The 11,421-nt window shown below is 44.0% G+C and carries 10 protein-coding genes and 2 pseudogenes; 9 read left to right on the top strand and 3 right to left on the bottom strand.

The features are described 5' to 3' along the window. Positions 1-101 precede the first annotated feature (101 nt). The 5 genes and pseudogenes from H6F92_RS04835 to H6F92_RS04815 all read left to right on the top strand — a co-directional run. Positions 102-644: pseudogene (locus tag H6F92_RS04835) on the top strand (inositol monophosphatase family protein); the annotation flags it as partial. 322 nt (positions 645-966) lie between these two features. Beyond that, a complete protein-coding gene (locus H6F92_RS04830; RefSeq protein ID WP_190356976.1) occupies positions 967-1,905 on the top strand; it encodes a J domain-containing protein in 939 nt (312 codons plus the stop codon). A 38-nt stretch (positions 1,906-1,943) separates the two neighbouring features. Then, positions 1,944-3,161 carry an ATP phosphoribosyltransferase regulatory subunit gene (locus H6F92_RS04825; RefSeq protein WP_190356975.1) on the top strand — a complete coding sequence of 406 codons (1,218 nt, stop codon included), beginning with the start codon at positions 1,944-1,946 and terminating at the stop codon, positions 3,159-3,161. 263 nt (positions 3,162-3,424) lie between these two features. After that, on the top strand, positions 3,425-4,633 hold the full coding sequence (locus tag H6F92_RS04820) for an RNA-guided endonuclease InsQ/TnpB family protein (protein WP_190356974.1): 1,209 nt from the start codon (positions 3,425-3,427) through the stop codon (positions 4,631-4,633). Between the two features lie 45 nt (positions 4,634-4,678). Beyond that, positions 4,679-5,191 carry a dihem cytochrome c family protein gene (locus H6F92_RS04815; protein ID WP_190356973.1) on the top strand — a complete coding sequence of 171 codons (513 nt, stop codon included), beginning with the start codon at positions 4,679-4,681 and terminating at the stop codon, positions 5,189-5,191. Between the two features lie 145 nt (positions 5,192-5,336). Here the strand turns inward: H6F92_RS04815 and H6F92_RS04810 are convergent, their stop codons facing one another. After that, positions 5,337-6,200 (bottom strand): helix-turn-helix domain-containing protein, encoded by an 864-nt coding sequence (locus tag H6F92_RS04810; protein ID WP_190356972.1) that lies wholly within the window; start codon positions 6,198-6,200, stop codon positions 5,337-5,339. Between the two features lie 216 nt (positions 6,201-6,416). Between H6F92_RS04810 and H6F92_RS04805 the strand changes: the two genes are divergently transcribed. Next, positions 6,417-6,920, top strand: a complete 504-nt coding sequence (locus H6F92_RS04805) for a MogA/MoaB family molybdenum cofactor biosynthesis protein (RefSeq protein ID WP_190356971.1) — start codon at positions 6,417-6,419, stop codon at positions 6,918-6,920. A gap of 1 nt (position 6,921) precedes the next feature. Here H6F92_RS04805 and H6F92_RS04800 read toward each other — a convergent pair whose 3' ends face one another. After that, complete coding sequence (locus tag H6F92_RS04800) at positions 6,922-7,533, bottom strand: hypothetical protein (protein ID WP_190356970.1); 612 nt, start codon at positions 7,531-7,533, stop codon at positions 6,922-6,924. Between the two features lie 109 nt (positions 7,534-7,642). On the opposite strand from H6F92_RS04800, the gene H6F92_RS04795 reads away from it, so the two are divergent. The 3 genes from H6F92_RS04795 (at position 7,643) to hpsU (ending at position 10,084) form a co-directional block, all read left to right on the top strand. Then, positions 7,643-8,308 carry an urease accessory protein UreF gene (locus H6F92_RS04795; RefSeq protein WP_190356969.1) on the top strand — a complete coding sequence of 222 codons (666 nt, stop codon included), beginning with the start codon at positions 7,643-7,645 and terminating at the stop codon, positions 8,306-8,308. A gap of 229 nt (positions 8,309-8,537) precedes the next feature. Next, a complete protein-coding gene (locus tag H6F92_RS04790) occupies positions 8,538-9,488 on the top strand; it encodes a glycosyltransferase family 2 protein (RefSeq protein ID WP_190356968.1) in 951 nt (316 codons plus the stop codon). A 5-nt stretch (positions 9,489-9,493) separates the two neighbouring features. Beyond that, a complete protein-coding gene (hpsU, locus tag H6F92_RS04785; protein WP_190356967.1) occupies positions 9,494-10,084 on the top strand; it encodes a hormogonium polysaccharide biosynthesis acetyltransferase HpsU in 591 nt (196 codons plus the stop codon). Between the two features lie 321 nt (positions 10,085-10,405). Here hpsU and H6F92_RS04780 read toward each other — a convergent pair. Continuing rightward, positions 10,406-11,084, bottom strand: a pseudogene (locus H6F92_RS04780) (IS701 family transposase); the annotation flags it as partial. Positions 11,085-11,421 lie beyond the last annotated feature (337 nt).

The raw sequence follows: 11,421 nt of genomic DNA, 5'->3' as shown, positions 1-11,421 counted from the left end.
AGATTAGTTATTGTCACTAACTCTTTTGATTAGAAAAAGATAAACTTGAGAATTTTCATTCAAATTTATTGACTCAAAATCCGCTGTACTTAATTTAAATGAATCAACCCTACGGTTATCCCGTATCCGTCGTCTCCATCGGACTACTGATCGCAGGGATAGCAGCAGTGGGAGTCATCTATAACCCCTTTAGAAAGGAACTATTTCGGGCAGCCCAGGGTTTAGGGTCCACCCTGAACCGTCGTCCGATCCATGTCTCCCGGACGAGTGAACTAGAAAAAAGTTTACTGGTGACGGGTTTTGCCTACGATCGCTGTCAAACCTCCGATAATAATTATGCCGAATTCTGTTATCTCACCCATCTGACCCAAGGGGTACGCCGCAGCGGTTCTGCTGCCAAAGACTTAACCGATGTGGCCTGTGGGCGCTTAGATGGTTATTGGGAACGAGGGATTAATACCTGGGATCTGGCCGCAGGAATTGTTATTATCGAAGAAGCTGGCGGTAAAATTACCGCCTACGATGAGAGTCCTTTTAGGATGGAAACGGGGCGAATTCTGGCGACTAACGGACAGATTCACACCCCCTTGAGTCAGGCTCTGCAAAAAGCTGCCTCTTGGCGGTTTCATTTTGAATCCTTTTAACATTTAGGGTGGGCTGAATATCAGTATAAGCTTTGCTAGAAAAGGGTTTGGAGACTTTTTTCCCAAAAAAGTGCCAGAAACAAACGTTGAGAAATCGCTCCGAGGGACTCAAAACCCTGGCACTTTCCGGAGGCGAACGCAAAGCACTCCCTACGCGAGAACGCAAAGGGTGCCGCTTCCAGGCGCGCGAGGTCATTCTGTTATTCTGACTTCCCCCACCGACGACCGGCGGCTGACGACCGACTCCTAACCCCACCAACAAACTTTTTCAGCCAACTCTATTTATGGCGTTATCATTCTAATCAGAGACAGGAGCCGTTCTATGACTTTTCCAATTTCCCAGGGATTGTTTCAATTTGATTTAATCGATCACTTCGCTATTTTAGGAGTCTCGATCGATGCCGAGCATCAGGAAATTCGCCAGCGTTACTTAAAAATCGCCCATAAACTCCATCCCGATACCTGTCGCACTTACACCACCGCCGAAAGGGAACAGGCTCATCATTTACTCTCAAAATTAGTTAACCCTGCCTACGAACATCTCGGCCGCAACCAGTCTCGCGAAGAATTTCGCCTTGTTTTAACAGAAATGGGCAAGGCAATGGCGAGGGATTCCGGTAAAATCACCATCAGTAGCGAACCGGCTAGAAAACTAGCCCAGTCCACCGCTAACTATGAATTAGCCTATCAAAAAATCCTGCAATCTTTGGCGATCGATCAATATACCGCCCTAGAAAATGCCTATCAGAAAATCGCCCAACTCAGTGAACTCAATCTGGTTTATCTAATGTTAACCGAAGGTCAGGGCAACAAGAAAACCACCCGGAAAGTCTTTATCTCCCAAGGCAATCCTAACCAGTCCGAGTTAGTCGGGGCTACTGTAACCACGCCAGCCCGGGCTAAAGCCAAAGAATCGCCACTAGAAGCCTATATTCGCCGCGCCCAAGCCTCTCTTGACCAAAATAACCCCGCCCAAGCTTTGCGAGAATTGCGCGATGCCCTGCGGGAGGAACCAGATAATAGTATCTGTCACGCCCTGCTCGGGTTAGCCTACCTGCGACAAAATCAACTCTCCATGGCTCGGGTTCATATCAATCGCGCCTGGAAAGCCAGCCCCCAAGATGCGACGGTGATTAAGTGCAAACGGGAACTAGATCAAGTGGTTAATCCTAATACTGAAGTGCAACACCAGAAGGGACAAAAAGGGGAAGGAGATCGCAATGGCGGTTTTTGGTCTCGATTTGGTGGTAAAAAGAAATAGGACTGACCAGTGCCACCGATTTTGATTAGCAAACTCCCATGATTCATCAACCCCCGGCGGGGACAAGGGATTTATTACCCCTAGAAGTTACCCAAAAAGGCTGGATTAACGATCGCCTTCAGTCTGTCTTTCAGCGTTGGGGCTATCAAAGGATTGTCACCTCCACCATTGAATGGCTCGACACCCTCACCGCAGGCGGTGCGATCGATCCCAGCACCGTGATCCAACTCCACGGGGATAGTCAAGGACTATCGGGATTACGCCCGGAATTAACCGCTTCTATTGCCCGCAGTGCCGTCTCCCGCATGAGTGGGGAGTCCTATCCCCAACGTCTCTGTTATCGGGCTAACGTTTTTCGTCGCCCTAGTGCTGGTTATCACGGTCGTCAAGTGGAATTCTATCAAGCGGGGGTAGAACTGCTCTTTTCTGGCGGTTTACTAGCTGATGCCGAGATTTTACTGCTCTTGGCTGACTGTTTCGATGGTTTGGCCGTCCCTAACTGGCAGATTATTCTAGGAGAAGCGGGTTTGACTCGTTCCCTACTTTCCCCTTTTCCCGGTCCCTTGCGGGAACAGGTGAAACGCTGTTTAGCCCTCCTCGACTACGTTAGCCTCGAAAATCTTCCCTATCCCAACGAAACCCTCCGGCAGCAAGCCCGACAATTATTTCACCTGCGCGGTAATCCTCACGATGTCCTCGCACAAGTGGCAGTATTAGCCCAGGAAGAATCGGCCCAAAAAGCCGTTAATAACCTTAAATCCCTAGTCGAGCTGCTTAATGCCGATCGCTCTAGTCCTTTCCCCCTAATTCTCGATTTAAGTCTCATTCAAACCTTTGATTACTACACCGGCATCGTTTTTAAAGCCGTTAGTGATCACCAGCAAAATCTCAGTATTTTAGGCCAGGGCGGACGCTACGATCAATTATTGGGCGTTTTTCATCCCCAGGGCCAATCGGCTCCCGGTATCGGTTTTTCCCTGAATATCGAAGAACTGCACGAAAGTTTATTATCAGGGCAGACTTTACCCAGTCAAGCTCCACCCCTCGACTGGTTGCTTATCCCTTTGGGTAATAACGCCCAGATAGCGACTTTTAGTAAGGCTCGCTCCCTTCGCACCAGTGATCCGAATCTGAGGGTGGCGATCGATTTAGGTGGTCGCAGCGAGGCAGAAATTCGCACCTATGCCCGCGATCGGATGATTAAAAATCTCGCCTGGGTGCAGGAAGATGGTTCCGTAAGCGAAGAATCTCTCTAAAAGGGGGCAAAAGCAGCGGAAATACTGCCTTCTGCCCGCTGCTATAGGACTCTATCTAAATGGAGCAAGAGGACTCCCGTTAAATTTCTCCTTAATCAAAAATATACCAGAAATTAATGTAACGAAGAATTGCCACCAGAATCTAAACTAATACGACAGCGTTTCCTTATTGGGAAAGACTTGATTCTCAAGGTATGTATGAGCTTGACATATTTAAGCGGTAAGTGTTACACTAAAAAAATAACACAGATGGGGTCAGGCTGATGTTAAATGTTTTAAAAGTGAGAATATACCCAAACAAAGAACAAGAACTGGCCTTAAATAAAAACTTTGGTTGCGTTCGTTTTGTTTGGAATTACTACTTAAATAAAACTAACAATCAGTACCTAGAGACGGGTAAAGGAATGACCTACTGTGACATGGCAAAAGACCTTACCCAACTCAAGAAACAGCCAGATTTTGAATGGTTAGCTGAGGCTACTGCCGCCACCTTGCAGCAATCATTGAAAAACTTAGAATCTGCTTTTAAGAACTTCTTCTCAAAAAGAACAAAATTCCCTAAGTTTAAAAGTAGGCACAAAAAACAATCAATCCGTTATCCTGAAAGTTGTTCAATTAGAAATAATGGAATTAAGCTACCTAAATTAGGTGTTGTAAAAGCTAAGATTTCTCAAGTGATAAAAGGCAAGATTAAATCCGTAACTGTTTCTAAAACCAGTACAGATAAATATTTTGCTGCCATCTTGTTGGAAATGGATGACTCAACAACCATTGAAAAACTAAAGATATCAGGGATAGATTTAGGTTTATGTTCTTTGGTTACAGTTTTTGATGGTGAAACAACCTACAAGATTGACCCAATCAAACCTACCAGAAAATACGCTAAACGTTTAAAGCGGAGACAACAAGCATTGTCTCGTAAAGCCAAGGGGTCTAATAATCGCCAAAAAGCCATTAAGGAGGTAGCCAAGGTTCACGAGAAGATAGCAAATACTAGACAAGATTTTCTTCATAAACTCTCCAGAAAGTTGTGCGATGAAAACCAAATCGTTGTAGCCGAGAATCTGAATATTAAAGGGTTAGCAAGGACTAAATTAGCCAAATCAATACATGACGCTGGTTTTGGTATGTTGCTTAATTTCTTGGATTACAAGCTAGAAAGAGAGGGAGGAAAACTTGTAGAAGTTGACAGGTTTTATACGAGTACAAAACTCTGTTCTTGCTGTGGATTTAAAAATGATTTGTTGACTCTCAGTATTCGTGAATGGATTTGTCCAGAATGTGAGAGTCATCACGATAGAGATGAAAACGCCGCCAAGAATTTAAGGGAAGAAGGTATGAGAATACTGTCAACAAATACCGATGGACAGTCGGAATTTCAAGCTTGGGGAGAAACTGTAAGACTTGTTGGTACTTGTACCCAAAAGCGGGTTTCTGTGAATCAAGAATCCCCCGTCACAGCGTCAGCTTGACGGTGGGAGTGTCAAAATTGTGTTCAATTACCCGTTGTCCCAGTCATGCCTTCCAGCGGTCAAGTGAAATCGATTTTTTTTCTGATCCTCTTTCTCCTCAGTATTCTAGGGGGTATTCTACTGGCTTCGCTACTTCAACAACCAGCGATCGCCCAATCGCCTGCCTCGGATACAGTGCTGAATCGTTATCAAATTGGAGAGCAAACCTATCTAGAAAATTGTGCCACTTGCCATATTGCCATTCCCCCCAGCATCCTACCCAGTCAAACTTGGAAAAAAATCCTCGAAAATCCTAATTCTCACTATGGTATCCGTTTAAAACCAATTGTTGGCATTACTCAGCGTCTTATCTGGGATTATCTCAGTTATTCTTCCCGCCCTCTTAGCGAGACTACTTTTGTTCCCCTCCTAATTGAACAGTCCAGCTATTTAAAAATTTTGCACCCTAGGGTCAATTTACCCACTCCTCTCGGTCACACCACCTGTGTCACCTGTCATCCCAATGCTTCCCGCTACGATTATCAGACTCTTACCCCCATCTGGGATAATGCGGCCTGATCAGTTATCAGTTATCAGTTATCAGTTATCAGTTTTCAGTTATCAGTTTTCAGTTATCAGTTTTCAGTTTTCAGTTTTCAGTTATCAGTTTTCAGTTATCAGTTTTCAGTTTTCAGGTGTGAGTTTTTAGTTGACTGATTACTGTTTACCGATCGCTGAGAGAAGGTGCAGTCAGGGTGATTTCGCCGATTTGACCAGCTTTACCCATTAATTGGGCAGGTTTTTCGTTAAGAGAGATTTTAACACCGCCAGCATTGCCCGATCGAATATTTAAACTCTTTTGGGCTGTCCAAGTTCGTTTAGTCCCAGGTTGGAGAGTGCCTTCATGGACTTTTTTGCCATCGGCAATTACCCGTACCCAAGCGGCCTGTTCAATAGTTACCTGGGCTGAGAGGGGAACTTTTGGCTGAGGAGAAGGGGAAGGAGAGGCTGCCGGTGCGGGAGGGACTACCGGCGCGGGGGAAACCACGGGAGAAGGAGAGGGAGTAACGGTAGGGGGGTTAGAGAGAGGGGGACGGAGGAAAAGATAGCCAATACCGCAAAATATACCCGCCAGCAAGCCTAGCCAGAGATACATCCCGAAAAAGGTTGATTTAGCAGGTTCGGGGCCAGCTGCCGGGGCTGGTTTTTCTGGTTTCACCGGTTCCACTTTTGGGGCAGCGGGTTCAGCCTTGGGGGGAGGGGTAACTTTTGTGGGCAGTGTTTTCGGGATAGTTACCTCCTGGGCTAATTGTTCCGCACTAGGAGACAAGCGATCAGCTAAAGCTTTGCCATCAATTTTTAGGGCATCACCGTAGCGTTTGATAAATCCCTTGACATAAATTAATTCTGGTAATTTCTGCCAATTCCCCGTTTCCAACGCTTCTAGCATTGGTACTCTAATCATCGTCAGGGCGGCGATATCGTCTATGCTCAGACAGCTTTCTTCCCGTTTTTGACGTAAATAAGTCCCGATTTCCTTGATTTGTTCGGCTTGTAGGGGACTGAGTTGACTCATAATTCCAGTCATAATCTATACCAATTAGATGATAATCTCGATTTTGTTATTTTGGGATAATCTGTTTACCTTGTCATCATTACCGGCGAAAAGGTTCCAAAAACCGGTAAAAATCGGCAATACTTGCAAAAGTTAAGTTTTTTATTCTAGGGTGACTGCACTGACTGATTAGTGCATACATTTGTTCTCAATGCTTGTTGTTCTCGAACTCTCAGCTGATCGCTAATTATGACCTTTATTCCCCATCCCGACACCACACCCCTTCACCTTACCTGTGCCGTAGTCACGGTGAGCGATACTCGTACCCCAGAGACGGATAGGAGTGGCCAGATAATTCAAGAGTTACTAACTCGATCGGGTCATGATATCGGCCTATATTTAATTATCCCCGATCAACCCTTACAAATTCAAGCCATCTTACCAGAGATTAGCAATCAAAATCAGATCAAAGTCTTAATTTTCAATGGGGGTACAGGTATTGCTCCTAGAGATACTACATACGATGCTTTAGTACCTTTATTAAGGATCACTTTGCCCGGTTTTGGCGAATTATTTCGTTATCTCAGCTATCAGGAAATTGGCTCCCGTGCCATGGCATCGAGGGCAATAGCCGGGGTTTATCAAAACTTATTAGTCTTTTCTCTCCCTGGTTCCACTAATGCCGTTAAATTAGCCCTAGAAAAACTGATTCTTCCCGAAATATCACATCTGGTTAAACAGCTAAATGGATAATTTATTTTGATTTGATCTGGGCGGAAATTTCTTGAAAACATACATCCCAAAAATAGCTGGCTAGATTGACTGCGCTTAACAGTTTGGGAATTCCTTCACTTAGACTAGCAAAACCTCGATTGTTAATCTGGAGAAAATCAATAGCGATCGCCAAAGTTAAAAGTGCTAAAGCGATGATTAAAATTTGGTAATAAGTTTGTCTTATTCGCCGCCAAAATACTAAACCATAAATCAGAATTGCGAGGGCATAAACAGAGATAGTCAAGAATTTGGGAATATTAAAATAGAGGAGAATGATATGAATTCTGAAGATTTCATTGATGGCAAAAAGTCCCGTTATTATACCAGAAAAAAGTAAAAAATGGCGAGAATTATTGAAACTTTCATTCCTGGACAATAAAGCATAACTAAAAAGGCAAACAATCGGAGGTAAACAACAAAGCAATTGAAAAGAATGGGTTAATAAACCAGCGATCGGAGTTGGGGGAGTAGCGGGAGGATAAAATAAAAGACTAGAGTTTAATTTTGCCCGATCAACCCCAGCAATCAAAGCTAAAATCAAGAGGAGAACGACAAGATTTATTTTCAGAAAATGCTGTTCTCGTGAGGACATAAGTATAACAGTTTATAATTGTGGCTATTAACCACGATATAATTCAGAGAGTGCCGCAAAGTGCCAAGCATTTCCCCAATTGTGTTAAGGACAATTTTCTCGGTTTTCTATGCTCGATCAAAAAGAACTTTTGTGTTTATTACAATTGGCTAGTCCCATTTTACCCGTGGGGGCCTATAGTTATTCCGAAGGGCTAGAAACCCTCGTCGAAAAGGGGATTATCTCCAATAGTGCCAGCTTAAATGATTGGTTACAGCGATCGCTTTGCCAAGGCTCGATTCGCTTAGAAACGGCTGTTTTGCTAAGGGTATATCGTTGTTTTTGTCAAGAAGATTTTACAAAACTTAATTATTGGGATAACTGGTTATCGGCAACGCGAGAAACAGCCGAATTAAGACAACAAAGCTGGCAAATGGGGCGATCGCTGTTAAACTTATTGCGGGAGTTAGCAGCGGACAGAGATAATCTACCGGAACAGGCTAATTATGCCACCGCCTTTGCGATCGGGGCAATTCATTGGCAAATTGGGGAAGAATTAGCGGTTTTAGGCTATTTACACAGTTGGGCAAGTAATTTAATCAATGCGGGATTGCGTTTAATTCCCCTAGGACAAACCCTAGGACAAGCGCTTCTGATCGGTTTACAGCCCAGTTTATTAACAGCAACAGCAGATATTATCAGTTTAGCCGATGAAAACCTGAGCAGTTGGAGTTGGGGGCTAAGTTTTGCCAGTATGAACCACGAAACCCAGTATAGTCGTCTATTTCGCAGTTAGAAATTTAGATACAAGAACATCTGTATTGTTTATCGAATTTTTCGCTATTTTCTGGGAGAATATCCAAGTCTCTAGGAGTCTCTCTCTTAGGTTCAAGCCTAGGGATAGCGTAAAAAACCGAATAAGGTATAGTAAGATTAAAAAAAATCTTAGGTCTTGGTTCTCGCTTTCTGAGTAACTAAGGATTTTAAGGAAAGGTGCGAACACTCTACCTAGCCACAGTGTACCAATGTTTAGTCAATCAGAAAAAATTCCCGTATCGGTATTGATTCCCGCCAAAAACGAGGAATCTAATCTTACCGCTTGTTTAGAGAGTGTTGCTAGGGCTGATGAAGTGTTTGTCGTCGATTCCCAAAGTAGCGATCGCTCGATCGAAATATCTACAAACTATGGAGCTAATGTAGTCCAATTTTATTTTAATGGTCGTTGGCCGAAAAAGAAAAACTGGTCCCTCGATAACCTGCCTTTTCGCAATCAATGGGTATTAATCGTCGATTGTGATGAAAGAATCACCCCCGAACTATGGGACGAAATCGCCACCGTGATCCAAGATCCCAACTATAACGGTTATTATCTCAATCGTCGCGTCTTCTTCCTCGGACAGTGGATCCGTTATGGTGGCAAGTATCCCGACTGGAATCTGCGCTTATTTAAACATAAGTCGGGCAGATACGAGAATTTAAACACCGAAGATATCCCCAACACGGGAGATAACGAGGTTCACGAACACGTTATCCTCGATGGCAAGGTGGGCTATCTGAAAAATGATATGCTGCACATCGATTTCCGCGATATCTATCATTGGTTAGAAAGACATAATCGTTATTCCAACTGGGAGGCGCGAGTTTATTACAATATTCTCACGGGTAATGACGAAAGCGGCACGATCGGAGCGAACCTGTTCGGTGATGCGGTGCAGAGAAAACGCTTTTTAAAGAAAATTTGGGTAAAATTGCCCTTTAAACCGCTGCTGCGCTTTATTCTCTTTTATTTTATCCGTCTCGGTTTCTTGGATGGTAAAGCTGGTTATATCTACGGTCGTCTTTTGAGTCAGTACGAATACCAAATAGGGGTTAAATTGTACGAATTACGGCAATTTGGCGGTAAATTAAACGTTAATGCCCAGGCTAATCCCCCGGTTAAACCCTCGGAACCTCAACCGGTAGAAATGATTAAATAAGTCCTATGTCCCCAGAAATCCGCACCGATGAGGAAGCGTGGCTAGATCTGCGTACCTACGATCAATCTTGGTTTGATCGCGGTCGTTCTAATCCGATTATCCTACTTTGGTGGTTAGTACAGGGAATTCTTTTTCCCCTCAGTTTGCACCAGATGGATAGCTTTCGCTGCGCTATTTTGCGGCTATTCGGGGCTAAAATCGGCCTTGGGGTGAAAATTCGCCCGACGGTAAGGGTGACTTATCCTTGGAAAGTGGCGATCGGTGATTATACTTGGATCGGCGATGATGTGGTGATTTATAGTTTAGATAACGTTACCATCGGCAGTCATTGTGTGATTTCTCAAAAATGCTATCTTTGCACTGGCAGTCACGATCCGGGCGATCGCTCTTTCCGCTTAAAAACCACTCCCATCCTCATTGGTAATGGTACATGGATCGCGGCCGATTGTTTCTTGGCTGCGGGGGTAAAAATTGGCTCTAATGTTGTTATTGGGGCAAGAAGTAGCGTATTTGCCGATATTCCCGCTCAAAAGGTCGCTTGGGGCAGTCCCTGTCGTCCTCAATACGATAGAAAGATGAATTCTTATAGCAGTTAAACTAAGAGGCATTTTTGGCGGTCTTCAGATCGCTTTTGCCCCACTGTTTGCCACGGAACATATTAAGCTGTTCGTAATTTAAATAGGTCTTGCTGAATAATGGTAAAACCCTTTTAAAATAAGGCTTTTGACCTGCTAAAATCCGATGTTCATGCTGCGAAAATAGGATTAAGACCTTCAAAAACCTTGTATTATCCTTATTTAAGTACACAAACTGGTACAAAAAAAAGAGGACAACAAAGCCTGAAACGACTGGCTACTGACTCCTGACTCCTGACGACCGACTCCTAACCCCACCAACAAACTTTTTCAGCAGCCCCTAATTACTTTTCGATTTTTTGCGACTCCTCCTAAGTATTTTAGCTTTCTTTCTTCCAGGTCTTTTAGAAAATTTGTGTTGTTGCCATAACCCGCATCAATTAACACTATCTTTGGTCGATAGCCTCTTTTTAAGCTCCGCTCAATTAAGTCTATCGCTATCTCTGGTTTTTTCTTAAACTCTTGGTCTTCTTTTCCTTGGGGTAAAGAACTCGCCGGTTGATAGATTTCTAGCTCTAGTGGTCAACTTTTTTTCCCATCGTAAAGATGGGTAGTGACGGTGACGATTCCGTTATCTGTGGGAGCCAATTTCTCCCAGGTACTGCCTCCCAACTCCGTCGGTCAGATTGCCGCTTTTTCGATGTCCTGAGTCATCGACAATCAGCGTAAATCCTCGGGGGATTTGCGTCTGGCGGCATTGGTCTATCACTTGCAATCGGCATTCATTCACCTTAAGGTCTGACCAAGGCGATTCCGTCAAAAAGTGGTGTAATCGGTTATAAACTACTCCGACGGCATTATTGGCCATTTGAGTCAGGTTTTTCCTTTCACTTTGCCCTAATAATCCTCCAAAATATTGTCTGAAGCCGTTTTTTTGCGCTTCGTTCTTGAAGCAATTGTCAAACCGCCGACACCATCGGTCAAAGCACGGGGGCATCGCGGCTGGGGTTGTCTCTTTCATCGCTAATCTCCCAACGTAAAATGCTTACTCTGTAACGATTCTACTCGATTCTACTCTTGTTGAGCGTTTAAGTCCCATGCTTGTTGAGATGAGGCAAGAGGCACTCATGCAAGACCCCCCCGACGTCGGGGGGCAAGGGGTAGGGCTGTTTCATTCTCCCATCAGAATATCAAAAGTAAAAGCGATCACTATCAGGTAAAATGAGAAGTGACCGCCAACTTTTTAAACATATGTTGAGCTTAATAGAAAAACTGAAACAAGTCAAGGACTTTCGGAAAGATCAAGGAAAAAGACACCCTTTATGGATAGTATTAGTAGTAATAATACTGGGAACAAT

Source organism: Microcystis wesenbergii FACHB-1317, assembly GCF_014696875.1.
Classification (GTDB): domain Bacteria; phylum Cyanobacteriota; class Cyanobacteriia; order Cyanobacteriales; family Microcystaceae; genus Microcystis; species Microcystis wesenbergii_A.
The sequence above is the reverse complement of the archived record's forward strand: the minus strand, read 5'-3'. Positions and strand labels throughout refer to the sequence as shown.

What these genes read in the sequence shown, in the direction of transcription:
- H6F92_RS04830 (WP_190356976.1), top strand. Translation starts at nt 967, where the DNA reads ATGACTTTTCCAATTTCCCAGGGATTGTTTCAATTTGATTTAATCGAT.
- H6F92_RS04825 (WP_190356975.1), top strand. Translation starts at nt 1,944, where the DNA reads ATGATTCATCAACCCCCGGCGGGGACAAGGGATTTATTACCCCTAGAA.
- H6F92_RS04820 (WP_190356974.1), top strand. Translation starts at nt 3,425, where the DNA reads ATGTTAAATGTTTTAAAAGTGAGAATATACCCAAACAAAGAACAAGAA.
- H6F92_RS04815 (WP_190356973.1), top strand. Translation starts at nt 4,679, where the DNA reads ATGCCTTCCAGCGGTCAAGTGAAATCGATTTTTTTTCTGATCCTCTTT.
- H6F92_RS04810 (WP_190356972.1), bottom strand. Translation starts at nt 6,200, where the DNA reads ATGACTGGAATTATGAGTCAACTCAGTCCCCTACAAGCCGAACAAATC.
- H6F92_RS04805 (WP_190356971.1), top strand. Translation starts at nt 6,417, where the DNA reads ATGACCTTTATTCCCCATCCCGACACCACACCCCTTCACCTTACCTGT.
- H6F92_RS04800 (WP_190356970.1), bottom strand. Translation starts at nt 7,533, where the DNA reads ATGTCCTCACGAGAACAGCATTTTCTGAAAATAAATCTTGTCGTTCTC.
- H6F92_RS04795 (WP_190356969.1), top strand. Translation starts at nt 7,643, where the DNA reads ATGCTCGATCAAAAAGAACTTTTGTGTTTATTACAATTGGCTAGTCCC.
- H6F92_RS04790 (WP_190356968.1), top strand. Translation starts at nt 8,538, where the DNA reads ATGTTTAGTCAATCAGAAAAAATTCCCGTATCGGTATTGATTCCCGCC.
- hpsU (WP_190356967.1), top strand. Translation starts at nt 9,494, where the DNA reads ATGTCCCCAGAAATCCGCACCGATGAGGAAGCGTGGCTAGATCTGCGT.